Annotated in this window: 12 protein-coding genes; 1 reads left to right on the top strand and 11 read right to left on the bottom strand. The window is 42.6% G+C overall.

Annotation, left to right across the window (positions count from 1 at the left end; translation table 11 throughout):
• Positions 1 to 178: 178 nt before the first annotated feature.
• Together pyk and dnaE are read right to left on the bottom strand one after the other, a co-directional pair.
• Positions 179 to 1,936 (bottom strand): pyruvate kinase, encoded by a 1,758-nt coding sequence (gene pyk / locus KTE19_RS00005; RefSeq protein WP_217341327.1) that lies wholly within the window; start codon positions 1,934 to 1,936, stop codon positions 179 to 181.
• Between the two features lie 233 nt (positions 1,937 to 2,169).
• Positions 2,170 to 5,517 (bottom strand): DNA polymerase III subunit alpha, encoded by a 3,348-nt coding sequence (gene dnaE / locus KTE19_RS00010; protein ID WP_217341328.1) that lies wholly within the window; start codon positions 5,515 to 5,517, stop codon positions 2,170 to 2,172.
• A gap of 140 nt (positions 5,518 to 5,657) precedes the next feature.
• Here dnaE and KTE19_RS00015 point away from each other — a divergent pair, with 140 nt between their 5' ends.
• On the top strand, positions 5,658 to 5,840 hold the full coding sequence (locus KTE19_RS00015; RefSeq protein WP_056982803.1) for a DUF2929 family protein: 183 nt from the start codon (positions 5,658 to 5,660) through the stop codon (positions 5,838 to 5,840).
• 61 nt (positions 5,841 to 5,901) lie between these two features.
• Here KTE19_RS00015 and KTE19_RS00020 read toward each other — a convergent pair whose 3' ends face one another.
• The 9 genes from KTE19_RS00020 to glyQ form a co-directional block, all read right to left on the bottom strand.
• Positions 5,902 to 6,783: an alpha/beta fold hydrolase gene (locus tag KTE19_RS00020; RefSeq protein ID WP_217341329.1), complete on the bottom strand. Its 882-nt coding sequence runs from the start codon at positions 6,781 to 6,783 to the stop codon at positions 5,902 to 5,904.
• Positions 6,784 to 6,804: 21 nt separating this feature from the next.
• Positions 6,805 to 9,417 carry an ATP-dependent chaperone ClpB gene (clpB, locus tag KTE19_RS00025; protein WP_217341330.1) on the bottom strand — a complete coding sequence of 871 codons (2,613 nt, stop codon included), beginning with the start codon at positions 9,415 to 9,417 and terminating at the stop codon, positions 6,805 to 6,807.
• 155 nt (positions 9,418 to 9,572) lie between these two features.
• Complete coding sequence (pepT, locus tag KTE19_RS00030; protein WP_217341331.1) at positions 9,573 to 10,811, bottom strand: peptidase T; 1,239 nt, start codon at positions 10,809 to 10,811, stop codon at positions 9,573 to 9,575.
• Positions 10,812 to 10,830: 19 nt separating this feature from the next.
• On the bottom strand, positions 10,831 to 11,946 hold the full coding sequence (locus KTE19_RS00035; protein WP_217161307.1) for a Nif3-like dinuclear metal center hexameric protein: 1,116 nt from the start codon (positions 11,944 to 11,946) through the stop codon (positions 10,831 to 10,833).
• Entirely contained in the window at positions 11,946 to 12,641 is a 696-nt protein-coding gene (locus tag KTE19_RS00040) for a tRNA (adenine(22)-N(1))-methyltransferase (RefSeq protein WP_217341332.1), read from the bottom strand. The genes KTE19_RS00035 and KTE19_RS00040 overlap by 1 nt, the downstream gene beginning before the upstream one ends.
• Positions 12,642 to 12,759: 118 nt before the next feature.
• Positions 12,760 to 13,941, bottom strand: coding sequence for an RNA polymerase sigma factor RpoD (gene rpoD / locus KTE19_RS00045; RefSeq protein WP_217161309.1), 1,182 nt, complete (start codon positions 13,939 to 13,941; stop codon positions 12,760 to 12,762).
• Positions 13,942 to 13,958: 17 nt separating this feature from the next.
• Entirely contained in the window at positions 13,959 to 15,785 is a 1,827-nt protein-coding gene (gene dnaG / locus KTE19_RS00050) for a DNA primase (RefSeq protein WP_217161394.1), read from the bottom strand.
• 135 nt (positions 15,786 to 15,920) lie between these two features.
• A complete protein-coding gene (gene glyS / locus KTE19_RS00055; RefSeq protein ID WP_217341333.1) occupies positions 15,921 to 18,002 on the bottom strand; it encodes a glycine--tRNA ligase subunit beta in 2,082 nt (693 codons plus the stop codon).
• Positions 18,002 to 18,928 (bottom strand): glycine--tRNA ligase subunit alpha, encoded by a 927-nt coding sequence (gene glyQ, locus KTE19_RS00060; protein WP_056982814.1) that lies wholly within the window; start codon positions 18,926 to 18,928, stop codon positions 18,002 to 18,004. The genes glyS and glyQ overlap by 1 nt, the downstream gene beginning before the upstream one ends.
• Positions 18,929 to 18,941 lie beyond the last annotated feature (13 nt).

Raw genomic sequence — 18,941 nt, forward strand, 5'->3', positions numbered from 1 at the left:
TAATTCATGCCTAATAACAAAAAAGCATCACCTTTCGGTGATGCTCATAAGTCGCCATCAATACGATTTGACTTTGACCCTCATAAAGTCAAAAGAGGATGGTAGCAAAACAATATGTTTTGTTCCATCCTCCATTTTTATTCATTTAAATAACTAATTGAGTTAATCCAGAAACTCATTAGATTGAGCTTGATGCGCCATGGTAGATAACTCCACGATGTGAATCAACGGTAATTAATTCACCATCAGAGATTTTAGTGGTTGCATTTTGGGCACCAACGACAACTGGAATTCCCATTGAAATACCAACAACAGCCGCGTGTGAAGTCAAACCACCGTTTTCAACAACAACGGCACTTGCCTTTTCGATAGCTGGTAAGTATTCTTTGTCAGTTGACTTCGTAACTAAAATGCTACCTTCAGTAACTTTGCTCTTAGCGTCTGCTGCGTTCTTTGCGATCACAGCCTTACCAATAACGGTCTTGTCACCAACACCTTGGCCTTGAACCAGCTTTGAGCCGATCAATTGAACTCTCATCAAGTTAGTCGTTCCACTTTCACCAACTGGAACTCCGGCAGTGACGATGATCAAGTCGCCTTCCTTAGCCAAACCGGTTTCAAGAGCTTTCTTTGAAGCTAATTCAAAGATTTCGTCAGTGCTCTTAACTTCGTCAACTAAGATTGGGTGAACACCCCAGTTGATCATCAAGCCACGACGAGTTCGTTCGTCAAATGTAATGGCAAGAATGTCAGCGTCTGGATGATACTTGGAAATCATCTTAGCAGTGTAGCCTGAACGGGTAGCGGCAACAATTGTATGAACACCTAATTCTTTAGCAACTCGAGCAACTGATTCACCAATTGATTCAGTCACATCGCTTGAGTCAAACTTAGGACGTGGGGTACCGAATTCGCTAAATGCATTTTCAGCCTTAACGTCAATCCGAGCCATTGTTTGAACTGATTGAACAGGATAATCACCGTTTGCACTTTCACCTGAAAGCATGGTTGCATCAGTACCATCAAAGACAGCGTTGGCAACATCAGATGCTTCGGCACGAGTTGGACGAGGATTTTCTTGCATTGAATCAAGCATTTGGGTAGCCGTAATAACTGGCTTGCCTAATTGGTTACAACGCTTGATCAAAGTCTTTTGTACCAACGGAACATTTTCTGCTGGAATTTCAACACCCATATCACCACGGGCAACCATCAAACCATCAGATACCTTGATGATATCTTCAAAGTTGTTGATACCTTCTTGTGATTCGATCTTTGGGAAGATTTGAACGTGTTCCATATGCTTTTCTTCAAGTAAAGCACGGATATCCAAGACATCTTGGGCTTTACGAACAAATGAAGCAGAAATGAAGTCAATTTCATGTTCCAAACCAAAGCGGATATCATCTGAATCTTTTTCAGTAATACCAGGCAAGTTGATTGAAACACCAGGTGCATTAACACCCTTACGTGAGCCAAGAACGCTATCATTTTGAACTGTTACAAGCAATTCTTTTTTAGCGTCATCTTTTTCGTCAATTACAGTGTCCAACAAACCATCATCAAAAAGAACGTGGCCGCCGACATGAACATCATCGAAAAGTCCTGGGTAAGTAACAGCGATCTTGTCCTTTGTACCCTCAAGACTGTCATCCATTGAAATTCTGAACTTATCGCCAGTGTGATATTCGATCTTACCGTCCTTTTGAACAGTGGTCCGAATTTCAGCACCTTTAGTATCAAGGATAATTCCAACAGTTTTACCAGTCTTCTTTTCAGCTTCGTGAACCTTGTTCATACGATCAAGATGTTCAGGGTGGTCACCATGTGAAAAGTTAAATCGGAATACATTAGCGCCAGCTTCAATAAGCTTGGTAATGGTTTCGACATCAGTACTTGCTGGTCCTAATGTACTTACGATCTTAGTTTTCTTCATAAGTAAAATCTCTCCTTCGGTTTTTGGGCACCAAACACTTTACCGCAACGTCAAAAAACGTTACGAACAAACAATTGGTATCCTTTTAGATTTCATTCGTATTTTATCACTTTTTAACCGGATTGTCGCCCACATTTTGCCGTTCTAACCCTGTTTTGAAAGTCTTTTACACGCAGGAAAGTTAGCATAGCAGAAATGTAAGCCTTTACCAAGTTGATGTGTTATTTTGAAAATTACTTATATACAACGTTCTTTTGACCAAAGATTGTGATTAACTTATTTTTTACTTGATCCCCCGATTGGAGATCAAACTGATTATCAAGTTTCCAAGTCCGTTTGGTTTCAGCCTCGTAAACGACCACTGAAATTGATCCGTGGGCAGTTGTTGCTAATTGGGTCAAATTGTGAAAGATTGTATTTTTATCATGATCCTGGTCAATTCTAAGGTACCACTTAGGCTGGTCCGCGGAATGACTCAGGCGATGCATTGCATTGTCAGCTGGTTCAATGCGATTAGCCACAACTTGAATATCAGTTGTTTTCTCAACCTTGCCTTGAACTAAAATCACCATATCTTTGTGAAGCCAAGACTGGATCTGACTGAAAATGTTTGGAAAAACCGTCACGGAAGTTTCTCCGACTTGATCATTACCATCCACGAAAGCCATTTGCTTGCCAGTTTTTGTCCGGATAACCTTAACCTTAGTGACGTATAAGATTATGAAAATATGATTCATCCCAACGCTAAGCTGATTGGTCGGCTTTGCTTGCAACTCATTGGCTAGCTCGGTAAAACGCTCGGTTGGGTGTCCCGATAAATAGGCCCCCAAGTATTGATTCTCCTTGGCCAATTTTTCCATTAAAGGCAATTCAGGCTTTTTTGGCATTTTCGGCTCAAGGGCCTTAAAAAGACTCATGGAATTGCCGCTAAGCTCAACCGAACTAATAAATTCGGGTGCAGCGGCAATCAGTTCTGACCTATTAAATGAAAAAGTATCCAATGCGCCTGAATAGATGAGTGCGTTAATTAATTCCGGCTTACGATATTTGCCTGGTAGCCGAGTTAAAAAATCCGGAAAATTTTTAAAGGCACCATTTTGCTGGCGGTCGCTCAACATATCCTGAACCATGTCATGGCGAACCCCCTTAATGGATTCCAGGCCAAAGACAATTTGACCACCTTGGAAAGAAAATGCCGCCAAGCTTTGATTAATATTAGGAGCGCTAACACCGACCTTCGTGGCTTTTGCATCGAGCAAATATTCCTTAATCTTAACGGGATTTCCCTGAACAGAATTGAGCAGCGCAACATGAAATTCCCCTGGATAATAAACTTTTAGGTAAGCCAGTTCGTAAGCCATTTTACTATAGGCAACGGCGTGTGACTTGTTAAAGCCATAGTTGGCAAATTTCTCAATATAATCAAAAACTTTGTTGGCAACGGCTTCGGGATGCCCCCGTTTTTTGGCACCAGAGAGAAAGAGTGATTTCATTTGTTCCATCACGTTCAGCTTTTTCTTGCTCATTGCCCGCCGTAAAATATCAGCTTGTCCAAGTGAAAATCCAGCTAATTTGGAGGCAACTAACATGACCTGTTCCTGATAAACAATCACGCCATAGGTCGGTTTTAAAATATCAATCAATGAATCATCTGGATAAGTCAGCCGCTCATGTTCGTTCTTACGTTTCACAACTTCATCAATGTTTTGCATGGGTCCCGGCCGATATAAAGCATTGACCAGTGCCACATCTTCAAAACGTTCCGGCTTTAGGCGTTGGAGCACATTTCGAATACCCGCAGACTCAAACTGAAAAATTCCGGTCGTATCACCACGAGCAAATAAATCGATTGTTTTAGGATCATCAAGTGGAATAGCTGAAATATCCAAGTCCGTTCCGGTAACCTGCTTGACCTCGTTAAGGGCGTCAGCCAAAATTGATAAATTGCGCAATCCCAAAAAATCAATTTTCAACAACCCCACCGATTCAACATAGTTTTTAGAATATTGGGTCATCAGTAGGCCGTCATTACCATCTTGAAGCGGCACCAAGTTGACCAAGGGATTATCACTTAACACCAAACCGGCTGCGTGAGTTGAATAATGCCGTGGCAGGCCTTCCAGTAAGGCGGCAGTGTCAAACAAAGCTTGATTCAATGGGCTGTCAGCAATCAGATTTTTTAGTTTCTGTGAGTTATTCAGCGCGTCCTTCAGTGACACGTGAAACGCAGCTGGAATTGCCTCACTCCATTGGTCTTGCTGGGTAGTATTCAACCCGAACACCCGACCAACATCCCGAATAGATTGCTTGGCGGCCAACGTTCCAAATGTAATAATTTGGGCAACCCGCTCATGTCCATAACGCTTGTGAACATACTGAATGACTTCATCACGCTTGTTATCAGGAATATCCAGGTCGATATCGGGCATCTGCACTCGCTCGGGGTTCAAGAAACGCTCAAACAGTAGATTGTACTTGATTGGGTCAACGTCCGTAATAAACAACACGTAGGCCACTAATGACCCGGCAGCGGAGCCTCGGCCGGGACCAGTAATAATATGAGTTTTGTGGGCAAAATTGATTACATCCCAAACAATCAGAAAATAGTTGTCAAACCCCATTGAGTGAATAACGCCAAGTTCGCGATTTAAGCGGTCGATGTATGGCTGACTGTCGGTAATTTGATTGCGCTTCAGCCGAAATTTTAATCCCTTTTCGCACAATTGCCGTAAGTATTGGCCAGAGTCAATGCTATTTGGTGTATCAAACGCTGGCAACTTTGGTTGTTGCTTTTTTATTTCAACCTGACAGTTATCAACGAGGACTTCGGCTTCTTTGACAGCCCCCTGCAAATGGATCTGCTGATATTCTGCCTCCATTTGCTCCGCAGGCCGTAACCAATATGATCCGACTTGTTGGCTGAGTTGAGCGACGTTACTGATCTTAGTCCCAGCCCCAATAGCCTTTAAAACCTGCATTGGGAAATAATCGGTCGCATTGATATAATCCACCGGACTGTCGGCAATCAAAGCAACTTGGTTATCGGCTGCTAATTTACTGAGCATATCAATTATGCTGTCAGGGGAATGATAATCAATCCCAATTTTAAGCGAATGATCATCTAACCCCAGTTGCCGGATTGAATGAAGCAAGGCCGGAATTTCCGATTGTCTTCCCTGAAGCAGTAAATCATCGACTTCCGCAAGTGGTGGCAAGATGATAAACAAATGACTTAGGTTGGCTGATAAATCCGCCATGGTTAAATCTGGATTGGTCCTTCTTAGTGTTGAAAGTTGCATGAGATTGGCATACCCAACCTGGCCTTTGGCAATCAAAACAATTGGATAATCTTTTTCGTTCAGGATAACGCCGGGAAGTTGTAGTGTCAGACCGATAATTGGCTTAATATTTGCCTTCAAACAGGCATCATAAAAAGCAACCGAACCGTACATCACATTGATGTCGGTGAGAGCCAGGGCCTTATATCCGCGTTCTTTGGCTTCGGTAATCAGTTCAGAAATCCGAATTGGACTTTGAAGCAAACTATATGAACTGATGACTTGTAATGGCACATAACTCACTTTATTACCCCACTTTCTATGTGAAATTATACCAAACTTAACCGGTTAAGTTGTGATTCTTCCAGAAAAGTCTTAGTGATTTTTACCAAGGTTTGTGCTAAAATACTTTTGATTGTTAATGTAGAGAGGTGGCTGTTGTCATGAAACTGATTAGTTCAAACCTTGTGGCAATTTTTTGGGCATTTATTTTCGGCGAAATTGTCGGTTACATAGGTTCTAAGCTTGAAGTAATGCCTTATAATATGTGGCAAGTTGGAATTGCTGCTGCAATAGTTGCATTCGTTGCTGTTAACGGAATTTACTTAATTAGTAAAGATGCGTAACTTATCAAGATAATTGAAGTCATAAAAAAGATTGAAACGATTTTGGTTCCAATCTTTTTTATTATCCAAGTTGATTTAAAAATTTCAAAATTAAGCGATAAACCTTCGGGTGATAGCTTTCGTTTAACACTTCATGCTTCATGTGTGGCATGACGATGCTTGTGACATTCTGATAACCAATTTGGTGCAAAGTTGCAACTGTATCGTTGAGCCCGTGTTTGCCCCCACTAAATTTATCATGATCACCGACAATGGTCAGAATTGGCAAGTGTGGTGATTGGCACTTAAAATGAGCAACCTGTTTCAATTCATAATCGCCCCGCCATAACGTCTGGAGACTTTTAACAGGGTATTCGGCAATCATTTTCGGATCATCAATCACACTTTGAATATTTTGCTGGTTATAGCTCAACCAACGATGGTTTTTTGGATTGAGTCCCGACATATTGGAAAGGAGCCGACAACGCTTATCAGCCAAATCAAATTTCAAAAAGAGATTGGCCAACATCAAGCCAATCGGAACAATCGGAATATAATTGGCCGTTCCGGTCATCGCCAGTCCCGTCAATTCCTGATCATGCCGCTGAAGATATAACCGAGCTAAAATTGACCCGAACGAATGGCCAAACAGGGCAACTGAAAGTCCAGGCCACCGTTGCTTTGCATAATGGGTGATTTTCACCTGGTCCGTCAATAATTGGGACAAGTTCGCCATTACGCCTCTAGGATCATCCTTGGATATTGACTGCCCATGGCCGCGATTATCCGACAAGATGACATGGTAACCGTGAGTACATAGGTAATTTGCAAAATCATAATACCGCTCTTTGTGCTCCAATGCCCCGTGAACGATTTGAACGATCCCTCGCGGATTAGTGGCAGAAAACAATGCCACAGACAAAGTTGCTTGATTATTTGTTGCTAACTGGACCAATTCCGGCACCCTGATCGCCTCCTTATAGAATTAGATTGTTTGGGTTTCCGGCACTCTTTCCGGTACAAAAGTCAGCTGATTATCAGCCAAATTAATATGCACAATACTGTGCGGCTTAATCTCATCGGCGACAATCATCTTAGCCAAGGGTGTTTCGACCACGTTGGTGACGTAACGTTGTAGTGGCCGCGCACCGTATTGAGGCTCGTAGCCATTATCGGCAATCCAGCTCTTGGCTTCAGCTGAAATTGACAGCTTGATGTCTTGGGCTTTGGTTCGCTGCGATAATTGATCAATTAGTTTCTGTACAATCTTCTCAATGTCATCCCGTGACAATGGCTTAAACATAATCACGTCATCAATCCGATTCAAAAATTCGGGCTTGAACGACGTCTTGAGCAATTGATCAACCCGTTGCTTTGCTTGGTCGGAGATGACGCCATTTTCGTCAGTGCCATCCAACAAAATATCTGACCCTAAGTTCGACGTCATAATTAAAATCGTGTTCTTAAAATCAATTGTCCGACCCTGGCTATCTGTAAGACGGCCATCATCCAACACCTGCAACAAAATATTGAAAACATCTGGATGAGCTTTTTCGATTTCATCAAATAACACAATTGTGTAAGGATTCCGGCGAACGGCTTCAGTCAATTGACCGCCCTCTTCATAACCAACATAACCGGGAGCGGCACCAACCAACCTGGAAACTGACTCTTTCTCCATGTATTCAGACATGTCAATTCGAACCATGTGATTTTCCGAATCAAACAAGTCTTCAGCCAGAGCCTTAGCTAATTCGGTTTTTCCAACCCCTGTGGGCCCAAGGAACAAGAATGAGCCCAATGGCCGACTCGGATCCTGCAAGCCGGCACGTGAGCGGATAACGGCATCTGCGACCGCGGTGACAGCCGTGTCTTGGCCAATCACCCGTTTATGGAGATTATCAGCCAAGTGGAGTAACTTTTTGCGTTCCCCCTCGACGAGTTTAGTCACTGGAATTCCAGTTTCCCGACTGACCACGCTGGCAATTTCATTAGCCGTTACTGATTCAGATACCAGCCAATCCGCATGCTGGTCATTCTGTTCTAACTGCTTCAGTTCAGTTTCCAATTGTGGAATCGTTCCGTGTTGTAAAACAGCCGCTTTATTTAAATCATAAGTATTTTCGGCTTGTTTTAAATCGTTTTTAGCTTGATCAAGTTGCTTCTTCTTGTCACTAATCTTTTTAATTGCGTCTTTTTCCTGCTTCCAGCGGGCGTTTAAAGCATTGACTTTTTCTTTAGTATTTGCCAATTCACCTTGGAGCTCTTGCAGGCGTTTCTTGGAAGCCTCGTCGGTTTCTTCTTTTAAAGCGGCTTCTTCGACTTCTTGACGCATCAGTTGTCGCCTTGCCTGGTCTAATTCGGTCGGACTGGAGTTCATTTCTACTCGAATTTCGGCTGAAGCTTCATCAACCAAATCGATCGCTTTATCTGGTAAATTACGATCAGTAATGTAGCGGTCCGATAACTTTGCGGCAGCTACTAAGGCGTTATCGTGAATTCGGACGCCGTGATGAATTTCCAACCCTTCAGACAACCCCCGCAAAATCGTGATGGTGTCTTCAACTGAAGGCTCATGGACCATTACCCGTTGAAAACGACGTTCAAGGGCCTTGTCTTTTTCCATGTATTTACGATACTCATCAATCGTCGTTGCCCCAATCAGGTGAAGCTCGCCACGAGCCAACATGGGCTTCAAGATATTGCCGGCATCCATGCTTCCTTCCGCTTTACCTGCACCAACAATATTATGAATTTCGTCGATGAACATGATAATCTGGCCCTCAGCCTTCTTCACTTCTTTAAGAACGGCTTGCAGGCGCTCCTCAAATTCACCCCGGTACTTGGCACCAGCAATCAAAGAGCCCATATCCAATTGGAAAATGGTTTTATCCTTCAAATTCTCCGGAACATCACCAGAAGCGATTCGCAAAGCCAATCCTTCGACAACCGCCGTTTTACCGACGCCGGGTGCCCCAATCAAGACTGGATTATTCTTAGTTTTTCGGGATAGAATCCGAATGACATCAAGAATCTCTTCATCTCGACCGATGATGGGACCTAATTTGTTGTCACGGGCTGCTTGAACTAGGTCAGTTCCATATTTTTCCAATGATTGATAACTGTCTTCCTGGTTTTTAGTCGTCACTTTTTGACCACCACGAATTTTCTCAACCACGTTCCGCACTTTTTGCTCAGTAATTCCCTGAGCGGCTAAATAATCGGAGAACTTGTCACCGTGCAGCTGCATGACAGCAATCGTCAAGGTATCAACGGCAATAAATGAGTCCCCAAACTCATTCTTAATCTGTTCTGCATCCTGCAAGAGTTCATAGAGGTTTGAGGATAAGGATTGACCGTAATTGATATTGCTGCCCTCTACCGTGGCGATTGCATCAATTTCATTGTCAAGCTCGGCATTGAGATCAGTTAAGTTCAGACCTAATTGCGAATATATTTCCCGAGCTAACTCACCAGGCTGAACCAAGAATTTAAACAAATGGGCAACCGTGATATTCTGTTGTTTCCGGGTTGTGGCAATTTGTTGAGCCTGAGAAATGGCTTGAGTGACTGCTTCAGTTAAATTATCAGGATTCATTAAATAATCACCTTATCTATTTGAAATTTTATTTTGCTTTTAAGCTCTAACAAAAAGGTTCGAAATAAAAATGACTCATTTTCATCTCAAACCGTCTGTTGTTATATTATCAAATTTTAGGAAACAAAAACAATTATTTGACCTTTTTTGACCAATTATTTTTCTGCGTATAGCTTAACCATTTCGATGATCACATCAACAGCCTTTTCCATTGTTTGCTCAGAAACGTATTCAAAGCGACCATGCATGTTTTCGCCACCTGCAAATAAGTTTGGTGTTGGCAAGCCCATGAACGAAATCTTGGAGCCATCTGTTCCCCCACGAACTGGGAAAACGTGAGGTTTAACGCCGATGTTCTTCATTGCTTGTTCAGCAATCTCAACGACCGTTGGATCCTTTTCAATAATTTCGCCCATATTGTAATATTGATCTTTTAACGTTACTTTGATTCGTTCAGAGCCAAATTCAGCATTCATACGGTCAGCAATTCCCTTGAAAAGCCGTTTCCGAGCTTCAAATCGATCACGGTCATGATCACGAATAATGTAAGCTAACTGAGTATGGTCAACGCTTCCTTCAAAATCATAAATGTGGAAGAATCCCTGTCGGCCTTCGGTCCGTTCTGGGCGGTCAAATTCAGGTAACGCTTGATGGAAGTCAACACCCAATTGGATAGCATTAACCATTACACCCTTTGCTTCAGCCGGATGAACGTCAGTCCCTTGAATTTCAACCTTCGCATCGGCAGCGTTAAAGGTTTCATAGTTCAAATCGCCTAATGGGCCACCATCAACTGTGTAGGCATAGTCAGCGCCAAAGTCCCTCACGTCGAAATGATCGGCACCAGTTCCAATTTCTTCATCCGGGCCAAAGCCAATCTTAATGTCGCCATGCTTGATTTCTGGATGGGCCATCAAGTAAGTAAGAGCTGCAAGGATTTCTGAAACACCGGCCTTATCATCAGCTCCCAACAAGGTCGACCCATCCGTTGTAATCAATGTATCCCCCTGGTATTTTTTGAGGCTTGGGAAAACTTTCGGATCCAAGGTATACTTACCTGCCTTGTCCAACGGAATCACAGATTTGCCGTCATAGTTTTCAACAATTTGTGGGTTAATGTTTTCAGAATTAAAGTCCGCCGTATCGATGTGAGAAATGAATCCAACGGCCGGCACTTGTTGACCGGTATTGGCAGGTAATGTTGCAAAAACGTAAGCACTCTGGTCATTGGTGTGAACGTTACTTAAGCCCATCTTTTCGAGCATTTCTTTCAATGTATTCAAAAATTTCGTTTCGCGATCAGAAGACGGAATGGTGGTTGAATTTGGGTCAGAACGACTGTTAACCTTGACGAAATCTAAAAAGTAGGCAATTAATTTAGGATACTTTGACATTTTGAACACTCCTTTTGAGTTACATAAATGTGAATGGATCTGTATTTAATTTAGATTGAATCACTTGTAATGGCCAATTGTTTTCAGCTGTCCATTTTTCGAATAATTCAGCTAATTTAGGGATGCAAATACTTTCGATATGATGTCCGGGATCAACCACTGGTAAATCGGCGGCTAACATATCATGACCGGTGTGATAATAAACATCACCCGTCACATAAACATCGGCGCCTTTTTGTTGAGCAAGGTTGAAAAATTTACCGCCATCGCCACCGAGAATTGCCACTTTTTTAACCAGCCGATTTAAGTCATTGGCAACAACCCGTAATCCGGTAACATTGAAAACGCGTTTACATTGTTCAACAAATTCTTTGAGAGTGATTGACTTTGGCAGATCTCCAACTCGTCCCATGGTGAAATGGTGCTTCTTATCCTCTAAGCGAATCAAATTATAAAGTGGCTTACTCAGGGGATGGACGTCAGCCAACGTTTTCAGCACATGGTTGAGATTCTTTTCTGGCACTTCGAACTCCAATCGGGAATCTTCCACTTCACGGGGTTCGCCGGCAGCCCCGATTGTTGGATCGGCCCCGGCTTTGGGAACATAATAGACCGTGCCATCAATTTCGTAAGTATAACCGGCAAACTGATCGCTGCTAACTTCAGCACCTGCATCGACCAACGACATTCGCACGGCTGTAGCATAGACTTTGGGAACCTGGACTGTTAGTCGAAAAACTGATTCAGCATAGCCGGGGACCAATCCTTCAAGATGATCCAATCCCAATGCCTGGGCCAGCCAATCGTTCATGCCGCCATCAGCAGAATCTAGATTGGTATGGGCAGCATAAACAGTGATGCCATGAGAAATTAGCTTGGCATACATCGCATTCTGGGGCACATCCAAATCCAGATTTCGGGCCGGATGAAACATCACCGGATGATGGGCAAAAATGAAGTCCACGTGATTGGCAATGGCTTCATCTACGACTTCTGGGCGAACATCCAAAGTGGTCATCACTTTGTGAATATCATGATTTAACGATCCAATTTGCAACCCAATCGGATCACGTTCCATCGCCAATTTTTGGGGTGCAAATTGTTCGAATCGATCGACTAATTGTTTCGCCTTCATCAGGCAATCACTTCCTTTATCATTTGAACTTCAGCTCTGATAGCTGCCATTTTAGGGATATCTTCATGAGATGCTTTTTTCATATTGTTAAGGACTCTTTCCAGTAGTTTAATTTCACTCTGCCATTTTGCCACAAATATCGGCGATTTTTCCTTCATTAAGAATGGTCCAAACTTAAGTTCTCTGTCGGTATAGGCTAACTTGGTTGGCGCCTTGACTGCTGTGATAATCTCGTAAATATGATCATCCTCAGATAAAATTTGTTCAGCCTTAATCTGGTACCGATGAGTCATCAACCAAGTTCGAACGACCCCTTCGCCAACATTCGGTTGGAGAATCAATTTTTCTTGGCCAGTCAACTTATCGTACCCGTTTTCTAAAATGTGGCTAATCAGATTGCCACCCATGCCGGCAATCGTAATCGCATCAATTTTGTCTGCAGGCTGGATGGCATCAAGTCCATCAGCCAATCGCGGCTGCAAGACGGATAATAAGCCTTCCTTTTTAATTTCTGAAATCGCGTTTGAGAGCGGTCCTTTCGCCACTTCACCAACAACCCCATAGGAAATAATATCGTTTTTGGCGAGGTGGATTGGTAAATACGCATGATCAGATCCAATATCAGCTAATCTGCTCCCGGGGTCGACGTGGTCACTAACCGTTTGTAAGCGTTTCGATAAATGCGTGCTATTCATAAATAACTCCTAAATTAGTTTATAGATTCATTATAATTTATAACCTGACAAAAAAACAGGAGCCCATAAACAAAATTTGTCACTTTGTTATGAACGCCTGCTGTTCTGTTGAATCAGATTATTCCAAAAAATCTTTTAATTGCTTGCTACGTGATGGATGACGGAGCTTCCGTAATGCTTTAGCTTCGATTTGACGAATCCGCTCACGGGTTACACCAAACACTTTTCCAACTTCTTCAAGGGTCCGAGTTCGACCGTCATCAAGGCCGAAACGCAACCGTAAAACATTTTCTTCACGATCGGTTAACGTATCAAGAACACTTTCCAGCTGTTCCTTTAACAACTCATAAGCTGCATGGTCGGCTGGTGAAGTTGCATCTTGATCTTCGATGAAGTCACCCAAGTGAGAGTCATCCTCTTCACCAATTGGGGTTTCAAGCGAAACTGGTTCTTGGGCAATCTTCAGAATTTCTCGAACCTTCTCTGTTGGCATGTCCATCTCAGCACCAATTTCTTCAGGCAATGGCTCACGGCCCAAGTCTTGAAGTAATTGCCGTTGGATTCGGATCAATTTGTTGATGGTTTCAACCATGTGAACTGGAATCCGAATTGTTCGAGCCTGGTCAGCAATGGCCCGGGTGATGGCTTGACGAATCCACCAAGTGGCATAAGTTGAGAATTTGAATCCCTTCCGATAATCAAACTTCTCAACGGCCTTCATTAAGCCCATGTTACCTTCTTGAATCAAATCAAGGAACTGCATCCCCCGACCCACATAACGTTTGGCAATCGAAACCACCAACCGCAAGTTGGCTTCAGCTAGTTCCTGCTTAGCTTCTTCATCGCCATCTTCAATTCGTTTAGCAAGTGAAATTTCTTCGTCGGCACTTAAAAGTGATACCCGGCCAATCTCTTTAAGGTACATTCTAACCGGATCATTGATCTTAACACCAGTGGGCGCAGAAACATCAGAAAGTTCCTTCTTAGTAACCTTCTTAGCAGCGCCAATCGCACGTGGATCTGGCTCGCCATTTTCATCAACGACACTAATTCCTGAGTCTTCGATTTCTTCAAGGAGTCCTTCCATATCCTTTTCGTTCAAAGAATATGGTTCTTGGATTTTCTTCTGGAGTTCATCATAGGTAATATGACCAATTTGCTTATTCGCTTTAACAATTGCGTCAAATTCCTTTTTATACGGCTTAGCAGCTTTCTTTGCGGCCTTTGTCTTAGTTGATGCAGCCTTTTTGCTTGTAGTTGCCTTTGTTACCTTTACCTTGCTTGTTTTTTTGTTAGCCATCAAAATGCCTCCTGAAGTTAGACTTGTTGCTTCGTTCTCTTTTGTTGCTCAAGTTTGATAATTTCAATCATTAATTCTTTTTGTTTGTCAACATCGCCAATCTTCGTTGCTTGTTTCAATTCGGTTCGCCTTTGCTTCAACTTGGCGTCTACGGGTGCCTGATGCATCAACACATTGACACAGTTATCAATTTCTTGATCGCTGGGTTGATCTGGTAATTCAAGCATTTCAATATCAATTAACAAGCTTTGCAGTGAATTTTCCGTGATGAGATTACTAAACGCAGCCACATTATAATCGCTGTATTTGGTGAAATAGCCCTCTGCTAATAGATACAACATTTGAAATTTTTCATCAACAAACGCAAATCCGGCGATATTACTGACTTTCAACCAAACATCATGATAATGGAGCATTCGATTAAGCAGTTGCATTTCTGCAACCTGCACTTTAGTTAAATGCTTTGTCTGCCTTGGCCGAATGGGGGGATTAGGCTGTTGATACTGATTAGTCGAAACCGATGGCGTTCGCTTTAATAACGGCATCAACTGCTGTTGCAACAACTTCTTCTCCACCGAAAATTCATCCGCCAACCGATTCAGATAAAGATCCCTCGAAATGCTGGAGTCCACTTTGCTAATTAATTTGACTGCTTCAGCGATATAGTTGCTCTGGTCAACTTCAGAATTCAAATTGTATTGCTTTTTCAAGTAGCTCAATTCAAATTCAATGGGTGCCTGGGCGTGAGTGAGCAACTCCTTAAAGGGATCGGCGCCTTTACTGCGAATGAATTCGTCGGGGTCCATACCATCGGGAACCGTGACAACCTTGATACCCATACTGTTATCATGCTCACCGAATTCATCAATGGCGCGTTTAATGGCTTTTTGTCCAGGAATATCACCATCGTAGCAAATAATAACATCCCGCGTAATCCGTTTGATATCATAAATTTGCTGTTCAGTAAGACTAGTGCCCATCGAGGCAATCCCAGACTTAATGCCAGCTTGATACGCTGTAATCACATCCATAAAGCCTTCAAACAACAAGGCAGGTTGCTGGCTTCGAATGTTTGCCCGCGCTAAATCCAGGTTAAAGAGGATTTTGCGTTTATTAAACGTTTCGGTTTCCGGACTATTCAGGTACTTTGGCATATCTGGATTCTTCGTCAGCATCCGGCCGGAAAAGCCAACCGTTTGCCCGCCACCATTTCGAATCGGATACATCACCCGATCAACAAAACGATCGCGCAAGTTACCATCCTGATCCTCAGAAAACAGCCCCGTTTTGCGTAGCAGCTGATAATCAACCTTGCGTTCATCGAAAAATGGCTTCAACAATCGTTGGACAGGCGCATATCCAAGCTTGTAGGTGGCAATCGTTTCATCAGTAATTCCCCGTTTGTGGAGATAATCCAACGCCGGTTGTCCCATCTTGGTGTTTGTCAAAATATGATTATATAACTTGACTGTCTGCTCATGGAGATCAATCAATTGCTTTTGTTGTGAATTCTCATTAGCAGATGGGTCATTCGAATGATCCGCAAAATACTTCTTATCTAAAGGAATATTTTCGAGTTGGGCAACTTCATTAACGGCTTCTGGGAATGAAATATTCTTTAACTCCATTAAGAACTTGAATACATTTCCGCCGCGGCCACAACTGAAACAATGAAAAATCTGCTTATCCTCCGAAACTGAAAAAGACGGGGTCCGCTCTTCATGGAACGGACAGAGGCCAAATAAATTCTTGCCAGACTGTTTCAATTGAACGTACTGAGAAACAACATCAACTATGTTGACCTGTGATCTAACTTGCTCAATCACATCTTCTGGGATCTTGATAGTCTTTCGCCTCCCATCTTTAAAAGCCGTATAAATACCGGCAAAAAGCCGCACCCAAGAGTGCGACTCATTGTCTTAGCGATACGTGATTAAATACTATCATACAATGTCAATTAGTACAATCATAAGCACTCATTATCCCTTGACAACCAATTTATCCAAATCACCTAAGAACATAATCATGTTGGCAATCATTGTCAACTGACGAAGCCGGTTATTCCTCAGCTTTTCATCCTTAGCCATGATCATTGTAGCGTCAAAATAAGTGTTAATTTCATCTTTAAGCCCTGCTAGCCGTTTAAAATCGGCTTCAGCAGTCAAGTCTGTGTAACCATCTGCAGCCTTGGCCACAGCATCATGAAGTGACTTTTCGGAATCATTCTCAAACAAACTTGGGTCAACCGTCAAATCATCACTGCCAAATGAACCCTTTTTAGCGATCCGTTGAACCCGGGTCAGTGACTCAATGACCTCCTTGAAGTCACGATCATCACTGTGATTTTGCAAGGCCTTGCCACTAGCAATGTTAAAGACAATGTTGGTATGTGATCCAGAGGTAACGGCATCTGAAATATCATAACGAATACCTAAGTCATCAAGGAACTGTTTGATTCGATCCTTAATAAAGTCATCAATCGCTGAAACCCGTCCGCTCATATCCAAATCAGGGGCAACGTTTTGCTGTTTCTGCAACTCAATCACTTTGTTCAACGTTGAAGTTAAATCAAATTTCCAGTTCTTGTTAGAAACGATTCGAACAATCCCAGTTGCTTGACGACGTAAGGCATAGGGATCGTTTGAGCCACTTGGGATCATCCCGGCGGCAAAGAACGTTAAAATGCTATCCAATTTATCGGCAATCGACAAAATTGAACCAATATCTGATTGAGGTAAATCGCCGTTTGCTGAGATTGGCATGTAGTGTTCGGAAATTGCTTTGGCAACCGCCTCGGATTCGCCATTTAGCAACGCATATTTTTCACCCATTACACCTTGGAGTTCGGCAAACTCGCCAACCATGCCGGTAACTAAATCAAATTTGTAAATTTCAGCTGCCCGCTTCAAATCTTTGAGTTGGTCGTCAGAAAGGCTGAATAATTGGCCAAAGTAATGTGAAATAACTTGCACTCGCTGCATTTTGTCATACATTGTCGAAATTTTGTCATGGAAGCTGACCTTTTTCAGACGTTCCACATAATCAGCAATTGACTTCTTTTGATCTTCTTGATAGAAGAACATGGCATCTTCCAGACGGGCAGTTAAAACTTTTTCATTTCCTTGAACCACGTTCTGCAAGTCATAATCATTCCCGTTTCGGACGGAAACAAAATGAGGAAGTAATTTGCCTTCTTGATTAGTTACATAGAAGAAACGCTGATGATCTTTCATCGAGGTAATCAGGACTTCATCTGGGATTTTGAGGTATTTGTCATCAAACTTACCCGCAAATGCGGTTGGCCATTCAACCAGGTTATTAACCTCTTCCAATAAATCAGGATCCAGATTGATCTTCCAGTTGTTGTCTTGGGCAATCTTCTGAATCTGCTTGGTGATCATTTCTTTTCGTTTATCAGCATCGGCAACGACAAATTGTTCAGTCAACTTTTCTTCGTATTCATCTGCGTTTACCAATTCAACATCTTTACCAAGGAAGCGATGTCCAGAAGTAATGCGATCAGTTGTCACGTCAAGGATCTTAAAGGGAACAACCTGATCGTTAAGTAAGGCGACCAGCCATTTGATCGGTCGGACATATTCAAATGAATAGTTCCCCCACTTCATCATCGTTGGGAAAGTCATTGCAGTAATAACGTCTTTCATCCCGGTTAAAATCTCGTCGACAGGTTTACCAGCAATGTGTTTTTCAACGAAAACGTATTGTGTCCCTTTAACATCCTTAAACGTGATGTCATCCGTGGTAGCGCCTTGCCCTCTTGAGAAACCAATCGCAGCCTTCGTCCAGTTACCGTCAGCATCTTGAGCAATCTTTTTTGCGGGTCCTTTGACGGATTTATCAATATCTGGCTGCTTATCAGCTAACTCCGTTATATAAAGAGCCAACCGCCGAGGGGTGCTAAAAGTCTTAATGTTGGCAAATGTAATTCGTTGTGCTTTAAGAAAATCGGTTGCCCGTTTTTTGAGTTGATTAATGCTTGGCGTCACAACATGGGCAGGGATTTCTTCCAAACCGATTTCCAGTAAGAAATTGTTAGCCATTATTTTTCCTCCGTTTCGTCTTTGAGTAGTTCTTGACGTTTCTTCTCGTCTTTAATCAACGGGAATCCTCGACGTTTTCTAGCGGCAACAAATTCCTTGGCGACCCGCCGGGCTAAATTGCGAATTCGGGATAGATAACCAGCTCGTTCGGTAACTGACACAGCGCCGCGAGCATCCAAAAGATTAAACGTATGACTGCACTTCAAAATGTAGTCATAAGCAGGATGAACAAGGCTTTGATCCAATAAGCGCTTGGCTTCATGTTCATACTCATTGAAATGCTTCAACAGCATTTCTTGGTCACTAACCTCAAAGCTGTACTTGGAATGTTCATATTCAGGTTCTTTGAAGATATCACCGTAAAGAACATCGTCTGACCATTCCAAATCAAATACAGAGTTGACGTTTTGAATGTACGACGAGAGCCGCTCCAAACCATAAGTAATTTCAGATGCAACGGGATCCATTTCGAGGCCCCCAACGATTTGGAAATATGTAAACTGGGTAATTTCCATTCCGTCTAGCCAAACTTCCCAACCAACACCGGCACATCCCATCGAAGGGTTTTCCCAGTTATCTTCAACAAAACGGATGTCATGTTCCAAGGGATTAATACCAAGTTCCTTCAAACTGTTCAGATAAAGTTCCTGAATATTTTCTGGTGAAGGCTTCATAATAACTTGAAACTGATGATGTTGATACAGCCGGTTCGGGTTTTCACCATAACGGCCATCAGCTGGTCGTCTGGAAGGTTCAACATAAGCGGCATTCCATGGCTCTGGGCCAATTGCCCGCAAGAACGTGTAAGGACTCATTGTTCCAGCCCCTTTTTCGGTATCGTATGCCTGCATTAACATACATCCTTGAGCTGCCCAATACTTTTGCAGCCGCAGGATAATTTCTTGAACTGATAGTTTTTCAGTCATCAATATTCCTCCT

The sequence above is a fragment of the Lentilactobacillus dabitei genome (genome assembly GCF_019061365.1).
GTDB classification, from domain to species: domain Bacteria; phylum Bacillota; class Bacilli; order Lactobacillales; family Lactobacillaceae; genus Lentilactobacillus; species Lentilactobacillus dabitei.